Below are 16,524 nucleotides of genomic sequence, written 5' to 3' on the forward strand. Positions count from 1 at the left end.
GGCGACCGGCTCAGTGGCGTTGCGACCGGCGCAGATATTTCTCCAGCCACAGGCTGTAGCGTGATCCGCCGAAGCACAGCACGAAGTAGATCAGCGCGGCGAACAGATACGCCTCGTCGTAATAGCCCAGCCATTGCGGGTCGGTGGCCGAGGCGCGCGCGGCGTTGAGCAAATCGAAGATGCCGATGACGGCGAGCAGCGATGTTGCCAGCAGGAAGCCGATCGCCAGGTTGACCATGCCGGGAATGACCAGACGCAGCGCCTGCGGCAGCACCACGAGCTGCATCGTGCGCCAGTAGCCGAGGCCAAGCGCGGTCGCCGCTTCGTACTGGCCTGGCGGAATCGCCTGCAGGCCGCCGCGAATGACTTCGGCGATATAGGCCGACCAGAACAGCGTGATCATGATCATGGCGCGCACGTTCTTGTCGATCAGTTGGCCATTGGGGATGGCCATCGGCAGGATGAGCATCGCCACGTAGAGGATGGCCACCATCGGCGTGCCGCGCATCACTTCGATGAAGACGATCGCCAGCATGCGCAGGCCGCCCATGTCGGAACGCCTGGCCAGCGCCAGCAGGATGGCGAGCGGCGTCGCCAGGCCGAAACAGACCGACCACACGAACAGCGTCACCGCCAATCCGCCCCACTGGTTCGATGGGACGGTGGGTGGAACCAGAGAGCCGGACATCAGCATCCAGCTGGCGGCAATCACGACGAACCAGGCGGCGAGCAATCCCTTGCGCCAGAAGCGCGGCTGCGCGGTGACGACCAGCAGCCCCAGCAGCAGCACCATGACGATCAGCGGGCGCCATTGCAGCGCCGGCGGGTAGAAGGCGAACAGGATGAAGCGGAATTTTGCCCCGACGAACGCCCAGCAGGCGCCAGACGCCGCCGCGCAGTCGGCCGATGTCCCTGTCCATGTCGCGTCGAATATGCCCCAGCGCAACAGCGGCGGTATGATCCAGGCAAGCAGTGCGACCGTGACCACGGTGATCAGCGAATTCAGCGGCGTGCCGAAAAGCCCGACCTTCAATGTCCGCAGCGTCGCCGACGATCGCCATGTTCTCAGGTCAAGAGCGTCGGAGAGGCTCATATCCTTGCTCCCCTGAGCGCGACACGCCTGTTGTAGAGGTTCATGGCCGCCGACACGGAGAGGTTGATCGCCAGATAGATGGCGATCAGCAGGGTCAGCGCTTCCAGCGACTGTCCGGTCGTGTTGGCGGTGGTGTTGATGATGCTGACCAGATCAGGGTAGCCGATGGCGACGGCAAGGCTGGAATCCTTGGTCAGGTCGAGGTAGCTGGACGTGGTCAGCGGCGTGATGACGCGCAAGGCCTGCGGCAACACGACAAGGCGCATGATCTGGCCGTTGTGCAGGCCAAGCGCCCTCGAGGCCTCCCACTGGCCGCGATCGACGGACTGGATGCCGGCCCGCACGATCTCGGCGATGGCGGCCGAGAATTTCACCACCAGGCCGGTCAGCAGTGCGGCGAATTCGGGTGTCAGATTGTAACCGCCGCGGATGTTGAAGCCGGCCAGCGCCGGTATCTCCCAGGCCGCGCCGGCGCCGGTCAGCGGGAAGGCAAGCACAACGGCGCCCAACATCAGCGCCGTTGCAAGGCCCAACCGCCTGGCGGACAGCCTGCCGCCGCGCCATGCCCATAGAACGAAGACCAGATAGGCAGCGGCGAGGGCGCCAAGCAGCCAGAGCGTCGGTGCCGAAACATTGTGGAAGCCGAGCGCCGGCACGAAGACGCCACGGTTGGTGAGGAAGAAGCTGCCGAACGCCGAAAGCGCCTGCCGTGGCGAGGGAAAGGATTTTGCCAGCGAAATCCAGAAGAACAGCTGCAGCAGAAGCGGCGTGTTGCGGACGATCTCGACATACCAGCGCACCAGCCCCGCCAGCAGAAGATTGCCGGAGAGACCGGCAACGCCGAGGGCGACGCCGAGGATCGTGGCCAGGACGCAGCCAAGCGCCGCCGCTTTGATCGTGTTCAAAAGCCCGGCCAGGATAGCGCGCGCATAGGGATCGCCAGCCTTGAAGGCAATCGGCGCCTCGCCGATCTCGAAACTCGCCGGCCGGCTGAGGAAGTCGAAGCCCGGCGTGATGCCGATGCGCGCCATCGTCTCGGCGGCGTTGTGGCCAAGCAGCCAGAACAGCGCGACGACCGCGGTGATGACGGCGACCTGCGTCAGCGGATAGCTGCCCCACCACAGGGATATCCTGCGCAAAATGCCGGGTCCGCCAGGACCCGGCACGGTTTCGTCAATCAAGGACATTGGTTGGCGAAGGTCTTAGCGGAACGGCGGCGAGTAGAGCAGGCCACCGTTGGTCCACAGGCTGTTGTAACCACGCTCCCAGCCGAGCGGCTTCAGATTGCGGTCGTAGATTTCGCCGTAATTGCCGACGGTCTTGATGATGTTGTAGGCCCATTTCGGATCGAGGCCGATCGCTTGCGCGAGTGACGGATCGACGCCGAGGAAGCGCTGGATGGCCGGATCCGGCGACTTGAGGAAGTCGTCGATGTTCTTGCTGGTGATGCCCCATTCCTCGGCCTGGATGGTGGCGTTGACCGTCCAGTTGACGATTTCCAGCCAGCGGTCGTCGCCGCTGGCGATCGCCGGTGCGAGCGGCTCCTTCGACAGACGCTCGGGCAGGATGATGTAGTCGTCAGGTTTCTTCAGCTGCGTGCGCTTGCCGACGAGGTCGGACGAGTCCTGCGTGATGGCGTCGACACGGCCCGACTCCAGCGCGTTGATGAACTCGCTGGTGTCCTCGATCGTCACCGGCGTGAACTTCTTGCCGGTCTTGCGGAAGAAATCGGCGATGTTCAACTCGCCGGTCGTGCCGCTCTGGACGCCGATCGTGGCGCCGTCGAGGTCGGCGGCCTTGGTGACGCCAAGGTCCTTGCGCACCAGGATGCCTTGCCCGTCATAGAAGACGGTCGGGCCGAAATGGAAGCCGAGCTGGAAAGCGCGCGTGATCGTCACCGTCACGCCCGACAGCAGGATGTCGAATTCGCCGGACTGAAGCGCCGGCAGGCGCTGCTGCGGCGAGGAGTTGGTGAACTCCACCTTCTCCGGATCGCCGAAGACGGTGATCGCCAGGGCGCGGCCGTAGTCGGCGAAGAATCCCTGCCAACGGCCATTGCTGTCCGGCGAGAAGAAGCCGGGTGTGGTGCCGACGCCGACCTTGATGGAGCCCCGCGCCTTGATCTTGTCGAGGGTCGGGCCGGCATAGGTGGATGTCGAGAACAGTCCCACCGCCACCATGAGCGTTGTTGCCAGTGCCGTCCTCCAACGGGCACCGGACCGCGTTGTTGTCGTCATGTATGTCACTCCTGCGATTTTGTTGCCATCAGCCGCTGGCGGAACGTCCCCCGCCCTGTTCGACTGGCTCGAAGTTAACTCTATAATTTTTGTAGACTAAGGAACGGCAATCCAATTTTTTGCCTGCCGGGAAAGCAGTTTGCTTCGAAAATAGACATTGGCGGCGAATGCGAACCGACTGCTTGTGAAGGGATCATCGCGGGAAAGACGCGCTCGAGCGGCACGGAGTCCCGGCCTCGAACTGCTTATTTTCCCTGTCCCGGATTCTGCATGAAGCTGCCCAGCAGAAGCGCGAGGCTGGAAACGATTGCTCCGGCCCACAGCAGTTCCGGCGAGTAGCGCTTGATGCCGAGGAAGTGCCAGCTCTTGCACAGCGACATGGCGAGCGAACAGCGGTCCGACGTCTGCAGCAGGCATGGCAGCGTGCGTTCGACCGGAAAGCCGGTGTTCGACATGACCTGCGCATAGACGATCGCCCACCAGACAAGGGCGACGAGCGTCAGCGCAATCCCCACCGCCTCCAGCCAGCGCAGCGGAAACGGTTTTCGGACCGAAGCATTCTCGCTCATGCGGAGAACCCGAGTATCTCGAGGATGTGCTGGCGCTGGGCGACGATGCGCGGATCGTCGCGCCGCCGCGGATAGGGCAGGTCGACCACGACCTCTGCCTTGATGCGCGCCGGGCGCTCGGTCAGCACAATGACGCGCTCGCAGAGCAGCAACGCCTCCTCGACATCGTGGGTGACGAGAATGACCGTGTAGCCGGCTTCGCGCCAGAGCGACAAAAGCTCTTCCTGCATGGTCAGCCGGGTGAGCGAATCCAGCCGTCCCAACGGCTCGTCGAGCAGCAGCAGGCGCGGGTCGTTGACCAGGGCACGCGCCAGTGCGGCGCGTTGCGCCATGCCGCCGGACAGTTGATGCGGAAAGGCCGATGCGAAGGCGTCCAGCTTGACCAGGCGAAGCGCGTCGTCGATCCGCTTCTGGCTGCCGGCCAGCACGCCGCGCGCTTCCGGCCCGATGGCGACATTGTCGCGGACAGTCCGCCACGGAAACAAGGTCGGATCCTGGAACACGAGCACGCGCGACGGATCCGGCCGGGCGACGATTGTCGCGTCCGCCAGCACGTCGCCGCTTGTCGGTTTTTCCAGCCCCGCCGCCAGCCGCAGCAAGGTCGACTTGCCGCAGCCGGATGGGCCCAGAAGCGCCACGAATTCACCCGGCGCCACGGCCAGGTCGATCTGCCGCAGCACCGGCAAGGGCTGCCCGTCGAGATCGTATTGATGCGAGACGCCCCGAAAATCGACGGCGAGACCGGCGGCGTTTTCGGATGCGGCGCGAAGTCCTGCGGCGGCTACCATTGCACCACCCCCTTCTGCCAGCCGAGCAGCCGGTCGCGGACGACGAACAGCAGCTTGACCAGGCCCGAGCAGAGCAACGCCATGATGATCAGCATGGCATAGACATTGGCATAGGCCGAATAGGCGGTCTGGAACTGCAGGTACCAGCCCAGGCCGTATTTGGCGCCGAGCATTTCGGCCACCACCAGAACGGCGAACGAATAATAGAGCCCCATGAACAGGCCGACAAAGACATGCGGCAAAGCGGCGGGTATCGCCACGCGCAGCACGAGATAGCGGGTGCTGGCGCCCAGCGTGCGCGCCACGTCGTAGAAGGAACGGCTGACCGAGTTGACACCGGAGGCGGTCAGGATCGCGACCGGTATTCCGGATGCAAGGGCGACCAGGAACAGGCTGGCCTGGAACGTCGTCGGGAACAGGAAGAACGTCGCCGGGATCCAGGCGCTTGCCGGCACCGGACCGATCAGCTTCAGGATGGGCATGCCCCAGTAGGCAAAGCGCTTCGACCAGCCGAGCGCCACGCCGCCGATGAAACCGAGGACGATGCCGCTGAAGAAGCCGATCGTCCACAGCCGTGCGGTATAGGCGATGCAGATGAGGATGCGCTGCCAGTCGACGATATAGACATGCAGCAGACCATGCGGCGGCGAGAAGAACGGCTTCGGCAGCCAGCCGAGCTTGGCCGTGATCAGTTCCCATACCGCGAACCATAGGCCGAGCGCGATCAGCCAAGGGCCATAGTGGATCAATCCCCTTCCGAAGCCGCCGAGCTTTTCGACGCCGAAGGCGAGGCCGCCCAGCACGACCGCCCCCGCGACCAGCAGCGTGACAAAGACGTCGCGGCTGCCCCACGGCACGACGTCAGGGAATGCCACCGTCACAATGGCGGCGAGCAGCCAGGCCGCGGCCGCGTAGAGCCCATGTTTCCACACGGGGCCGGCAAAAGCGGACGAAACGCTTTTGCCGGTTGCGTCCTTGTCGACCGCTGCACTCATCACCCAGGTCCCGTCAGGCGAGAATGTCGACCGTCACCCGCTGGGCGAGTTCCGCCGGATCGGTGGTTGGATCGAGCACCTTGATCAGCGCCAGATCGGCGGCGGCATTCTTGACCTGACCCTGCAGGTCCTTGCCGACCGGGTGGTTGTGCAGCACCCAGGAGGCGATCTCGTCGCGGATATCCTCGAAGGGGAAACCGGGGTTGAGATTGTCGACGAACCACTTGGCGACCTCGTCCGGATGCGCCGCGGCGTATTCGTGGATCTCGATATCGGCCTCGGCCAGCCGCCGGATGGCATCCTTGTTGGCATCGAGGAAGGCCGAATTGACACCGAGCACGCAACAGACCGCGCCCTCGAAGGCTCCGGTTTGCGTGTTGGCGACCTCCACCAGATCGAACTTCTTCTTGTGTGCATAGGCCCATGGATCGAGATGCGCCAGCGCGTCGGCCTGGCCCTTGCCCACCGTCTCGCCGACGAGATCGAACGGCACGTTGGTCCAGTTGACGTCGTTGTTGGGGTCGAGGCCGGCCTTGGCGAGCGCGACCTGGAAGGAGTGCTTCGGCGGGCTGGCAACGTCATAGGAGACGATGGTCTTGCCCTTCAAGCCTTCGAGCGTGGTGACGCCCGAAGCCTTCGATGCCAGCAGCCTGGTGCAGCCACCATGCGAGCCGACGAAGAGCTTGACGTCCAGCCCCTGCTCCAGCGGCTTGACCCAGTCATAGAGCAGGCCAGCGCCGGCATCGGTCTTGTTGGTGGCGATCGACTGGATCAGCGTCTGGCCACTGGCGCCCTGGTAGTAAAGATCGATATCGAGATCATGCTTGGCGTAGATGCCCTTCGACAGAGCAAACGCGATCGGCGAATGACAGGCCGCGAATTCGGTCCATGACAGCCTCACCTTGGTTTGATTGCCGGCGATGGCGTAGCTCGTCGGCCTGGCGAGCAAGCCCACCGCCGTTGCACCGACGCCAAGCGCGCCAGCGGCGCGCAGCACGCCGCGCCGCGAAATCCTCGATGTGGTTTTCTTGTCTGTGGTCATAGTCCCCTCCTGTGATCGGATGAATGTGAAGCCGGCAAAATTCCTAGGCAGCCTTCAACTCGCGATCGCCGGCGACCTGGTCGAGCGCCTGTTCGAGGTCGCGGATGATGTCGTCGGGATGTTCGATGCCGATGGAGAGCCTGACGTAGCCGGGGGTCACGCCGGTCGCGAGCTGCTCTTCCTGCGACAGCTGCGAGTGGGTGGTGGTCGACGGATGGATGGCCAGGGAGCGCGCGTCGCCGATGTTGGCGACGTGGTAGAGCAGCTTCAATCCGTTGATGAAGGAGCGTCCCGCCTCGCGGCCGTCCTTCAGTTCGAAGCCGACCAACGCGCCGTAGCTGCCTTGCCGGAAATAGGCATCGGCGCGCCGCTTGCTCTCGCCTGTCTGGTAGCGCGGGAAGATGACATTGCCGACTTTCGGATGTCCGCGCAGATATTCGGCCACCTTTATGGCGTTCTCATTGTGCTGGCGGATGCGCAGCGGCAGCGTCTCCAGGCCCTGCAATAGCTGGAAGGCATTGAACGGGCTGATCGCGGCGCCGACGTCGCGCAGGAGAACGGTGCGGATGCGCAGCACATATGCCACCGGACCGAGCGGCTTGGCCGCCTCGACCCAGACCTTGCCGTGATAGCTCGGATCGGGCTGGTTCAGAGTCGGGAAGCGCTCGGCATGGTCTTCCCAGGGGAAGTTGCCGCCATCGATGACGATGCCGCCTATCGAGGTGCCATGGCCGCCAATGTATTTCGTCGCCGAATAGACGACGACCGCGGCGCCATGATCGAATGGCCGGATGCTGAGGGGTGCCGCGGTGTTGTCGACGATCAGCGGCACGCCGAGCGAGCGGCCGATGTCGGCCACTTCCTTGATCGGGAAGACCTGCAGCTTCGGATTGGGCAGCGACTCCGCATAGTAGGCGCGGGTGCGTTCGTCGGTGGCGCGGCGGAAGTTCTCGGGATCGGACGGATCGACGAAGCGGACCTCGACGCCCAGATGCTTCAGCGTGGCCGCAAACAGCGCCCAGGTGCCACCATAGAGATCGGTGGCCGAGACGATGTTGTCACCCGCGCCGGCAAGGTTCAGAACCGAATAGGCCGAGGCCGCCTGGCCGGAGGAGAGCAGCAGGGCCGCAGCACCGCCTTCCAGCGCCGCGATGCGGGTCTCCAAAGCGTCCTGCGTCGGGTTCGAAACCCGCGTGTAGATGTGGCCGATCTCGTCGAGCGCGAACAGCCGGTCGGCATGGCTGGTGTCCTGGAACTGATAGGACGTGGTCTGGTAGATAGGCACCGCAACCGCACCGTTGGTGGGATCGGCGCGCCATGAACCGCCGTGGAGGGCGAGGGTCTCGGGAGAGAGATTTTCGAGCGTCATGGGCGTTCCTCCTGTGTTGTTAGGCAAAGGGCGCGACTTCGGCGCGAGCCTGGGTAGCAACGAGATCGGCATGGTGGCGGCGCGCCACATCTGGATGCGAGCGCAGCCGGCTTTTCAGCGCGTTCTGCCCGGAGTTGCGGTAGAGCGGATTCTGGGGGTCACGGGTAACGCCGCTCGCCTGCGCCTTGAGGTGCGGCGCCAGGTCAAGCAGCGGGATCTCGGCATCGAAGGGAGCACCAAGGAAGAAGGCGACCGACAGCCGGTCGGTGCCAGCCGGCGGCGTCACGACCCGGTGCACGGTGGCCTTCAGATAGCCATCCGTCGCCATTTCCAGCAACTCGCCGATGTTGACGACAAAGGTGCCGGCGCGCGGCTCGGCGTCGATCCAGCCGCCGTCGGCGGCTTCGACTTGCAGGCCTTTCTGCTTTTCCTGCAGCAGAAGCGTCAGGAAGCCGCTGTCCTTGTGGGCGCCGACGCCCTGCTCGCTTTCGGTCGAGTCCCGGCCGGGATAGCGGATGATCTTGATGAGGTGGTTCGGCGTGCCGGCGTAGATGGTTTCGAACGCGTTCTCGTCCTGCTCCAGGACAATGGCGAATGCCTTCAGCAGGCGCGTCGACAGGTCGGTGAGGCGGTCCTGCCACTCGATCAGCAGCGGCTTGAGCTCCGGCAAGGCGCTTGGCCATTGGTTCGGCCCCTGCAGGCGCGTCCAGGCCGGCAGGTTGCCATCGCGCTCCAGCGCCGGCGCTTCCGAGCCGATGTCGACCTGTTCGCGCCAGTCCCTCTGGCCCTTGGTCAGTTCCTGGCCGACGCGGTTGTAGCCGCGGAAATGCGGCGAGTTCACCATTTCGATCTGGAGCTTGTCTTTGTCCGGCAAGGCAAAGAAACGCCTGGACGCACCAAGTACATCGTCGATCAGCGATTGCGCGATGCCATGTCCAGTCAGATAGAAGAAGCCGACATCGCGTGCCGCGCGCCGCAGCCCCTCGATGAATTCCTTGCGGGAAGCCGGGTCGGCTTCGTATCGAGAAAAATCGAGCACCGGGATAGTTCTCTCGTCGGCAGTACTGCTCATTTCGACCCTCTCATTTGGTGATCGAAGCGTCGCACCGCGGACCGCCGAAACAAAGAAAACGCCATCCCTTTCCGAGACAGGTGGGGAAATTGACGTATCGTTCCCGTGGGGCCGGCGGCCAATTTTTGTTAATTCTATAAAAATAGTAGATTTTGATTTGCGGCCGGTGTGGGGCCTATGCCTCTCAGATCCACACAGTCGAGTGCCCTGGTCAGGGCTATCTGCCGCCGCCAGGGCGCGCAGAGATCGCGATACGTGTTGGCCAGCCTACGAACCACGAGAAGCAGATCGCGTGCCTTCTGCTTGTCCGTTGCATCGGCACGCAGAACCGGGACAGCCTCGATCAGGCGACGCGCGTACGGGGCACCATCATTCCAGCACATGGCCGGGGCAGTATGCGGCTGGCCAATTGTCGTCCATACTCCAGCCATGACGCGTCCAGGCTTGCGCTGTGTGCGGGTGTGTGCGGCTTTGCTGGCCGCGACTTGTCCGCGCGCCATGGCCGATGGCACGAAAATCTTCGAAGCCGGCGCCTACTCATTCTCGGATGAACTGGGCGGTTTCAGGATCCTCTCGGCCACAGGCGCCGGAACGCGCACCGATCCGATCGTGGTGACCGAGGAACTGGAGACCGCCGACCCGGTGACGCTCACCATACGCGCCGCAAGGCCGATCCAGCCGTTCGGAACGACGGGCAACTACGCGACCGGCTATCTGCCGCTGAAGATCGTCACCCGCAACAACAGCGGCGATGCATGGATCGAATTCGGCTTCGAGCTGCAATCGATCATCAACAGGCCGAGCGACTATGGCGACGGGCTGTCCTTCGACCAGGCGCAGCGCGAGGACAAGATGATCAAGTCCGACAGCTTCGCCGAATTCAAACGCGACTTCGAACCCTACGACCGGCTGCTGTTCCGCAAAGGCAAGGTCGACCCGCTCGAAACCGCCTCGTTCTCGTTCCTGGTGACGGATTTCTCGCCGAAGGACCGGTTTTATCTGGTGGAGGAGCCGCGTGTGCCTTCGTCCTGAGGCGACGGGCCATATCGGCCGCTCGGAAGCGCTTGGACGCAATTCCCTGGGAAAGCGTTACGCGCTTTTCCCGCAATTGCTCAAGCCTAGCCTGTGAGCCGGGAGTTCGCGCATTCAGGCAAGCTCGCCAAGATGCCGACGAACCCATTTGACCTCTTCCGATGCCGTGCGCCGGAAGTGGCGTTTGAAGTCCCGACTGAACTGGGCGGGACTGGTGTAGCCAACCGATGCCGCGACCTCCGCGATCGTCTTGTCCTTGCGCGCGATCATCCGCCGCGCCTCGTGGAGACGCATTGCCTTCACGTACTGTATCGGACTGCTGCCCGTCAGGGCCTTGAAGTGGACGTGGTAGGAGGGGACGCTCATGCCTGCTTCATGTGCCAGCACGGCGACCGAAATCCGCGAACTGTAGGTTTCGCGCAACCGGGCGAGGCTTTGCACGATCCGCCCGGAGGTGCCTGCCTGCTGCAAGGCCGCGATCATCGCACCGCCTTGTGGGCCGACGAGTACCCGGTAGTGCAGCTCGCGCAGGACGCCTGGCCCCAGAACGGCAAGCTCGACAGGATCGCGCAACACCTGCAGCAGGCGCAGCACCACATCCTCGATACTCGGCTCCATTCTGCTCGATACCAGACCTCTCACCTTGCAGGCTGCCGGTTCGGAACGCCTCCCCCCTACTTCCGAGGCGATCTCGGCAGCCAGGCGCATGTTGAACTCGACATAGACCGCGAGCAGGGGGCGTTCGGCGCTGGCCACCGATTCCATCCGAAACGGAACGGGCACCGACACGGCCAGATAGTGCTCCTCGTCGTAGAGATAGACCTCGCCCTCCAGCATGCCCCGCTTGCGGCCCTGCAACACGAATACGGCTCCTGGCTTGTAGAGCACGGGGATGTCGTGAAGGACCGCCTCGGTCCTGAGGATGCGGACACCGTCAAGCCCTGTCGGATTGTACCCGGGGCGAGGGGCAAGAAGCCCGGCCAGTTCGACCAACTCGCGGCGCACCGGCCTCCCGCTCTCCAATCTGATAGGAATTGGCAAGGTATTCATAGGTATAGCAATCGATTCCCGTCTTTCAGGAGATTATCCGTCAAAGGACCGACCAATCAAGACGAGAAAGCCAGACATGTCTAAAAGGACCTTCTTCATCACCGGCGCGAACTCCGGCTTCGGCTTGGCGATCGCGGCGGCCGCGAGCAGCAAGGGCCACAGGGTCATCGGCACCGTCCGTTCGGAGCGGTCGCGTGCAGCTCTTGCGGAACGCTTGCCAGCGGTGGAATCCATCCTGTGCGACGTGACGGAGTTCGACCGGATAGCCGAGGTCGTGCGACAGGCCGAAGAGGATCATGGGCCGGTCGACGTGCTGATCAACAATGCCGGCTACGGCCACGAGGGCATCCTCGAGGAGTCGCCTCTCGAAGAGATGCGGCGTCAGTTCGACGTGAACGTCTTTGGCGCCGTCGCGGTCGCCAAAGCCTTCCTGCCGCGGTTTCGCGAAAGGCGCAGCGGATTCATCGTGAACGTGACCTCGATGGGCGGCATGATCACCATGCCGGGGATCGCCTATTACTGCGGAAGCAAGTTTGCCCTCCAGGGCATTTCGGAAGTCATGCGCGCGGAGATGGCGCCGTTCGGCGTCCACGTGACAGCCCTGTGCCCCGGTTCCTTCCGGACGGACTGGGCCGGACGCTCGATGGTCCGGACCGGACGATCGATTGCCGACTACGACGCGCTGTTCGATCCGATCCGCCAGGCAAGGCAGGCCAAAAGCGGCAGGCAACCTGGCGATCCCGACAAGCTTGCGGCGGCCGTGCTGGATCTGGTCGAGTCCGACAGCCCTCCACCACAACTCCTGCTCGGCAGCGATGCCCTTGGACTTGTGTCGGAGAGGGTGGAGCGCCTTAAGCTTGAGATCGAAGCATGGAAATCCGCCAGCATCTCGACCGATGGCTGATAGCGTCGGCGTAGGGAACAATTCGCGCTTGCTTATAGCAATGATGTCGCGTTCCACGCCCAGGACGCGGCGTGCCCCGGGATCGGCCACCACATTCGTGAACGCTTGCAGTTGCCTTTCTCTACCGCCCGGCCAACACGAATCAACGGCGTCCGGCGCTGACCGCGTCCGACCACCCGACCCGAGCGGCGGATCGATGTAACAACGTGTTCCGCCGCTTCAGCCATGCTGCCCGGCCGCGGCGATATCCGGGCACGATCCCCTCGTCCCACAGCACGGATGATACCGAAATGCCCTCCGCCTGTCCGTCGGTTGGCTGACGAACGGCGGGGCGCATCGTACGACTAGATGTAATTATCAAACATTGACATGCTAATTACATTACAATAACGATTGCCATGGCCAAACCGCTGAAGCTTTGGCCGCAGCATTCAACAGAAGCTAAAAAATGGGGACGTTGAAAATGACCAGTATGAGGCTATTTGGACTCGCGATCGGCGCGATCCTGATCGGATGCGCCAGCCAGGCATCGGCTCAAGGCAGTGACCTGGAGCTGAACAGTCCGGGCGCGCTTACCGTTTGCGTGACCGACGCCAACGCTCCGATGTCTTCGGTGATCGACGGGAAGATGCAAGGTTACGAAGTGTCCTTCACCACGGACATCGCACGGCGCCTGAACCTGACGCCCGACTATCGCATCACCGTGTTCGAAGGCATCTTCGCCGCCGTCGCCAACCATGTCTGCGACATCTCGGCCGGCTCCCATTCCATCACGCTTCCGCGCCTGAAGATCGTCAATTTCAGCAGCCCGCATTTCGTCGGCTCCTACACCATCCTGACGTCGCAGGATTCCGGCATCAAGGACGAGGCGGGACTGGCTGGGAAGCGGCTCGGCGTCGTCGCGGCGAGCATCCAGGAAACCTACGCCAACGAGACCTACAAGAGCACGCAGATCGTGCCGTTCCCGGACTCGGCAGCGTTGCAGATATCGTTGCAGTCCGGCCAGATCGACGCTGCGTTCTTCGACGGCGGGCTGGCAGCCATCTACGTCAAGACGTCGCCGCGCCCGCTTTCCGTCGTCGTATCCATCCCCAATACCGATCAGCCGGCCGGAATCGGCGTTGCCAAGGACCGACCGAACCTTCTTGCGGCGGTCAACAAGGCCGTCGCCGACATGATCGCCGACGGCACCTATGGCAAGATCTACCAGGAGTGGATCGGCGCCGATGTGCCGAAATTGCCCGGCCCGGATTTCGTTCCTGCCCGCTGACCTGATGGACGACGCGGCGCGGCACGCAAAGCCGGGCCGCGCCGACCACGAAAATCGACCGTAGAGGCGGAACAATGTCGGGAATCTTCGATACATTCTTCAACCTGTCCTACATGCTGCAGGTGGTTCCAGACATCATCCGCGTCGGCTACTACAACACCATCACCATAGCGATCTATTCGACGATCCTCGGCATCATCATCGGTGCCCCGCTGTCGCTCATGGCGATCTCGAAGGTCACGGCCGTGCGTATCGCGGCCAAGGCCTATATCGACATTTTTCGCGGCCTGCCGGCTATCGTCACCATCTTCCTGGTCGGACAGGGGGTCCCCTTCGCGGGTTTCCGGCCGTTCGGACAGAACCCCTATCCCTACGGCATCATCGCCATCAGCATTGTCGCCAGCGCATACATTGCCGAGATCCTGCGTTCCGGCATCCAGAGCGTCGACAAGGGCCAGACCGAAGCGGCCCGTTCGCTCGGGCTCGACAAGCACCGGACGATGTACCGGGTGGTCTTTCCGCAAGGCATCCGGCGGGTCATCCCGGCGCTGACCAACCAGTTCATCAACATCATCAAGGATTCGAGCCTGATCTTCGTGCTCGGGCTGACGGTGGGCGAGCGGGAGCTCTACCGAATCGGGCAGGACATCGCGCAGCGTACGGGTAACCTGTCGCCGCTGGTGGCTGTCGGCATCGCCTATCTGGTCATCACCGTGCCGATGACCCACCTCGTCAACTATCTCGACAGGCGACTGCGAAACGGCGAGCCTATGCTTCCGCCGGCACTGACATCGAGGTTTGCCAGGATGCGCACGGCGCCGGCCGCCGCTCCCGCCGAGGAGCGGGTCGAGAGGCAGCAACCCGGCCGGACGGGAATCTCGGCTAACGCACCAACGCCGATAGCTGGAGAGACGGTGGTCGACGCGAAGGGACTGACGCTGAATTTCGGTCATTTCCGCGCGCTAGACGAGGTCAGTTTCGAAGTCAGGGCCGGCGAGGTGATCTGCGTGATCGGACCATCGGGGTCCGGCAAATCCACGCTTCTGCGCTGCATCAACGGCCTGCAATCCGTCGACCGGGGCAGTCTCAAAATGTTCGGCCAGCCGTTCCCAACCAGGGAAGGCCCGTTGAACGCCCTGCGCGCCGACGTCGGCATGGTCTTCCAGAACTTCAACCTGTTCCCGCACATGACGGCGCTGCGCAATGTGACGTTCGCGCTGGAATCGGTCCGTCACCTGGATCGAAATGAAGCCAGGCGCGTGGCGATCGCATCGCTGCGCGGCGTCGGCCTTGGTGACAAGCTCAACTCGCTGCCGTCCAGGCTCTCCGGTGGGCAGCAGCAACGCGTTGCCATCGCCCGCTCGCTGGCAATGAACCCGAAGATCATGCTGTTCGACGAGGCGACTTCGGCGCTGGATCCGGAACTGGTCAAGGGCGTGCTCGAAATCATGGAGGGTCTCGCGCGGCGTTCAGCTTCCGATGGCAGCCCCATGACCATGGTGGCGGTCACACATGAAATGGGCTTTGCCCGCCGGGTCGCGGACAGGGTCGTGTTCATGGACCAGGGTCGGATTGTCGAGCAAGGCACGCCAGCAGAGCTTTTCGACAAGCCAAAATCCGATCGGCTGAAACTGTTCCTGGACCAGATCCTGTGACTTTGCCGTTCGCGGCCGCGCGTCGCGTTGTGGAGCAGTGGGTCCTGAATAGCGGCGCAAATCGTCCGATTTCCCTTATCAGCGGCACCTGCCGCGCATTCAGAAACGGCAACGGCAATGACATCAACGCAATCCAAACAGGTCGACGTCGCGATTGTCGGAGGCGGCATCATCGGCTGTGCCATCGCCTGGTATCTGAACCGCAGGGGATTGAGCGTCGGGGTCTATGAGAAAGGCCGGATCGCCGGCGAGCAATCGGGGAAGAATTCCGGTTTCGTACGCAAACAAGGCCGTGACCGGCGCGAGATGCTGCTGATCAAACGCAGCCTTGACCTGTGGGGGCGTATCGACGCTGAGATCGGCGACGTTACCGGCTTCAAGGCAAGCGGAAACCTTGCCCTGGCGTCCGACGAGGCGAAACTCGAGGGCATGAACGCCTGGCTCGCCATCGCACGCGAATTCGACGTCGACAGCAGGGTGGCATCACCTTCGCAACTGAAGGACATCAGCCCCACCTTGCGGGGGAGTTTCCTCGGCGGCCTGCACACGCCGAGCGACGGCCGGGCCGAACCGAACCTGGCCGCGCCGGCAATCGCCCGAGCGCTGGCTCGCGAGGGTGCGGACGTGAGGCAGAACTGCATGGTCGAAGGTCTCCTCATGGAGGGAGGAAAGGTCACCGGGATCGTGACAGAACATGGCGAGGTCCGCACCAAGACCGTCGTCGTCGCGGCTGGATTGTGGAGCGGCGTCTTCCTGCGCCGGTACGGCGTTTCCCTGCCGCAGGTCGATCTGCGCGTCTCGGTCGGCCGGACTGCGCCGTTCGCGCACGGCGTTGCCTTGCCGACCATCTTCGATCAGGCCCTCGTGCGGCCCCGTCACGACGGCGGGCTGACCATCGCACCCGGCCTGCAAGGCCCACTCGACTATGACACCGCGTTTCGCAGCCTGCGTCACGCGCCGCGCTATATCCGAACGCTTTTCGCGAGCCGGGAAGGAACACGCGTCAACTTCGGGAGGCACCTGCGTGATGATCACCGGCTGGTAAGCGCGTATCTGTCCGGGACCAGCAATCGCTACGCGGATCTGCGCGTGCCGAATGTGCCCGCGAACGACGCGGTGCTGGCGAAGAGCCGCGCGGCCGCGCGCGCCGCCTTCGGCATTGGCGACGAGATGAAACTCATCGAAACGTGGGCCTGCCGGATCGACATCACGCCCGACGGCGTGCCTGTCCTCGATCGCCTGGACGCACTGGGCAACCTGGTGGTTGCCACCGGAATGAGCGGCCATGGCTTCGGCATATCCCTTGGCGTCGGCGATACGCTCGCCGAATTGATCGACACCGGCAGCACGACGATACCGCTGGAGCCGTTCCGGCTCGCACGGTTCCGCGAGCGCTATTTCGCTGCCCCGCAGAACGTCCTGTGAGCCGCCATTACCTCTGGAGAACG

At 63.5% G+C, this 16,524-nt stretch carries 15 protein-coding genes; 5 read left to right on the plus strand and 10 right to left on the minus strand.

What is annotated here, in order from left to right:
* Positions 1–10: 10 nt before the first annotated feature.
* The 9 genes from FJ977_RS08815 to FJ977_RS08855 all read right to left on the minus strand — a co-directional run bounded on the left by FJ977_RS08815 (position 11) and on the right by FJ977_RS08855 (position 9,165).
* Positions 11–1,093 carry an amino acid ABC transporter permease gene (locus FJ977_RS08815; protein WP_140770505.1) on the minus strand — a complete coding sequence of 361 codons (1,083 nt, stop codon included), beginning with the start codon at positions 1,091–1,093 and terminating at the stop codon, positions 11–13.
* On the minus strand, positions 1,090–2,280 hold the full coding sequence (locus FJ977_RS08820; protein WP_140770508.1) for an ABC transporter permease subunit: 1,191 nt from the start codon (positions 2,278–2,280) through the stop codon (positions 1,090–1,092). The genes FJ977_RS08815 and FJ977_RS08820 overlap by 4 nt, the downstream gene beginning before the upstream one ends.
* A gap of 15 nt (positions 2,281–2,295) precedes the next feature.
* A complete protein-coding gene (locus tag FJ977_RS08825; RefSeq protein WP_140770511.1) occupies positions 2,296–3,330 on the minus strand; it encodes an amino acid ABC transporter substrate-binding protein in 1,035 nt (344 codons plus the stop codon).
* Between the two features lie 245 nt (positions 3,331–3,575).
* Positions 3,576–3,899 carry a hypothetical protein gene (locus FJ977_RS08830; RefSeq protein WP_140770514.1) on the minus strand — a complete coding sequence of 108 codons (324 nt, stop codon included), beginning with the start codon at positions 3,897–3,899 and terminating at the stop codon, positions 3,576–3,578.
* On the minus strand, positions 3,896–4,687 hold the full coding sequence (locus tag FJ977_RS08835; RefSeq protein WP_140770516.1) for an ABC transporter ATP-binding protein: 792 nt from the start codon (positions 4,685–4,687) through the stop codon (positions 3,896–3,898). Before FJ977_RS08835 ends, FJ977_RS08830 begins: the two co-directional genes overlap by 4 nt.
* Positions 4,681–5,682 (minus strand): ABC transporter permease subunit, encoded by a 1,002-nt coding sequence (locus tag FJ977_RS08840; RefSeq protein WP_140770518.1) that lies wholly within the window; start codon positions 5,680–5,682, stop codon positions 4,681–4,683. The genes FJ977_RS08835 and FJ977_RS08840 overlap by 7 nt, the downstream gene beginning before the upstream one ends.
* Positions 5,683–5,695: 13 nt before the next feature.
* The gene (locus tag FJ977_RS08845; protein ID WP_140770520.1) at positions 5,696–6,724 is read right to left on the minus strand and encodes an ABC transporter substrate-binding protein; all 1,029 of its coding nucleotides are present in this window, start codon (positions 6,722–6,724) and stop codon (positions 5,696–5,698) included.
* A 43-nt stretch (positions 6,725–6,767) separates the two neighbouring features.
* Positions 6,768–8,093 (minus strand): PLP-dependent transferase, encoded by a 1,326-nt coding sequence (locus FJ977_RS08850; RefSeq protein ID WP_140770522.1) that lies wholly within the window; start codon positions 8,091–8,093, stop codon positions 6,768–6,770.
* Positions 8,094–8,112: 19 nt separating this feature from the next.
* Complete coding sequence (locus FJ977_RS08855) at positions 8,113–9,165, minus strand: isopenicillin N synthase family oxygenase (RefSeq protein WP_140770523.1); 1,053 nt, start codon at positions 9,163–9,165, stop codon at positions 8,113–8,115.
* A 498-nt stretch (positions 9,166–9,663) separates the two neighbouring features.
* Here FJ977_RS08855 and FJ977_RS08860 point away from each other — a divergent pair, with 498 nt between their 5' ends.
* Positions 9,664–10,197, plus strand: a complete 534-nt coding sequence (locus FJ977_RS08860) for a hypothetical protein (RefSeq protein ID WP_246682872.1) — start codon at positions 9,664–9,666, stop codon at positions 10,195–10,197.
* A gap of 114 nt (positions 10,198–10,311) precedes the next feature.
* On the opposite strand, the gene FJ977_RS08865 is transcribed toward FJ977_RS08860, so the two are convergent.
* Positions 10,312–11,247, minus strand: coding sequence for an AraC family transcriptional regulator (locus FJ977_RS08865; RefSeq protein WP_140770527.1), 936 nt, complete (start codon positions 11,245–11,247; stop codon positions 10,312–10,314).
* Positions 11,248–11,323: 76 nt separating this feature from the next.
* On the opposite strand from FJ977_RS08865, the gene FJ977_RS08870 reads away from it, so the two are divergent.
* The 4 genes from FJ977_RS08870 (at position 11,324) to FJ977_RS08885 (ending at position 16,501) form a co-directional block, all read left to right on the plus strand.
* Complete coding sequence (locus FJ977_RS08870; RefSeq protein ID WP_140770529.1) at positions 11,324–12,151, plus strand: oxidoreductase; 828 nt, start codon at positions 11,324–11,326, stop codon at positions 12,149–12,151.
* A gap of 463 nt (positions 12,152–12,614) precedes the next feature.
* Positions 12,615–13,421: an ABC transporter substrate-binding protein gene (locus FJ977_RS08875; RefSeq protein ID WP_181179714.1), complete on the plus strand. Its 807-nt coding sequence runs from the start codon at positions 12,615–12,617 to the stop codon at positions 13,419–13,421.
* Positions 13,422–13,495: 74 nt separating this feature from the next.
* Positions 13,496–15,076 carry an amino acid ABC transporter permease/ATP-binding protein gene (locus FJ977_RS36635; RefSeq protein ID WP_281406809.1) on the plus strand — a complete coding sequence of 527 codons (1,581 nt, stop codon included), beginning with the start codon at positions 13,496–13,498 and terminating at the stop codon, positions 15,074–15,076.
* Positions 15,077–15,193: 117 nt separating this feature from the next.
* Positions 15,194–16,501 (plus strand): FAD-binding oxidoreductase, encoded by a 1,308-nt coding sequence (locus tag FJ977_RS08885; RefSeq protein ID WP_140770532.1) that lies wholly within the window; start codon positions 15,194–15,196, stop codon positions 16,499–16,501.
* Positions 16,502–16,524: the final 23 nt, after the last annotated feature.

The organism is Mesorhizobium sp. B2-1-3A, from assembly GCF_006442655.1.
In the GTDB taxonomy this organism is placed as follows: Bacteria; Pseudomonadota; Alphaproteobacteria; order Rhizobiales; family Rhizobiaceae; genus Mesorhizobium.

Bases quoted from the DNA above. Each gene is read 5' to 3' on its own strand.
- FJ977_RS08835 (WP_140770516.1), bottom strand. From the start codon at position 4,687: ATGGTAGCCGCCGCAGGACTTCGCGCCGCATCCGAAAACGCCGCCGGT.
- FJ977_RS08885 (WP_140770532.1), top strand. From the start codon at position 15,194: ATGACATCAACGCAATCCAAACAGGTCGACGTCGCGATTGTCGGAGGC.
- FJ977_RS08830 (WP_140770514.1), bottom strand. From the start codon at position 3,899: ATGAGCGAGAATGCTTCGGTCCGAAAACCGTTTCCGCTGCGCTGGCTG.
- FJ977_RS08875 (WP_181179714.1), top strand. From the start codon at position 12,615: ATGACCAGTATGAGGCTATTTGGACTCGCGATCGGCGCGATCCTGATC.
- FJ977_RS08850 (WP_140770522.1), bottom strand. From the start codon at position 8,093: ATGACGCTCGAAAATCTCTCTCCCGAGACCCTCGCCCTCCACGGCGGT.
- FJ977_RS08860 (WP_246682872.1), top strand. From the start codon at position 9,664: ATGGCCGATGGCACGAAAATCTTCGAAGCCGGCGCCTACTCATTCTCG.
- FJ977_RS36635 (WP_281406809.1), top strand. From the start codon at position 13,496: ATGTCGGGAATCTTCGATACATTCTTCAACCTGTCCTACATGCTGCAG.
- FJ977_RS08825 (WP_140770511.1), bottom strand. From the start codon at position 3,330: ATGACGACAACAACGCGGTCCGGTGCCCGTTGGAGGACGGCACTGGCA.
- FJ977_RS08840 (WP_140770518.1), bottom strand. From the start codon at position 5,682: ATGAGTGCAGCGGTCGACAAGGACGCAACCGGCAAAAGCGTTTCGTCC.
- FJ977_RS08870 (WP_140770529.1), top strand. From the start codon at position 11,324: ATGTCTAAAAGGACCTTCTTCATCACCGGCGCGAACTCCGGCTTCGGC.
- FJ977_RS08855 (WP_140770523.1), bottom strand. From the start codon at position 9,165: ATGAGCAGTACTGCCGACGAGAGAACTATCCCGGTGCTCGATTTTTCT.
- FJ977_RS08820 (WP_140770508.1), bottom strand. From the start codon at position 2,280: ATGTCCTTGATTGACGAAACCGTGCCGGGTCCTGGCGGACCCGGCATT.
- FJ977_RS08865 (WP_140770527.1), bottom strand. From the start codon at position 11,247: ATGAATACCTTGCCAATTCCTATCAGATTGGAGAGCGGGAGGCCGGTG.
- FJ977_RS08845 (WP_140770520.1), bottom strand. From the start codon at position 6,724: ATGACCACAGACAAGAAAACCACATCGAGGATTTCGCGGCGCGGCGTG.
- FJ977_RS08815 (WP_140770505.1), bottom strand. From the start codon at position 1,093: ATGAGCCTCTCCGACGCTCTTGACCTGAGAACATGGCGATCGTCGGCG.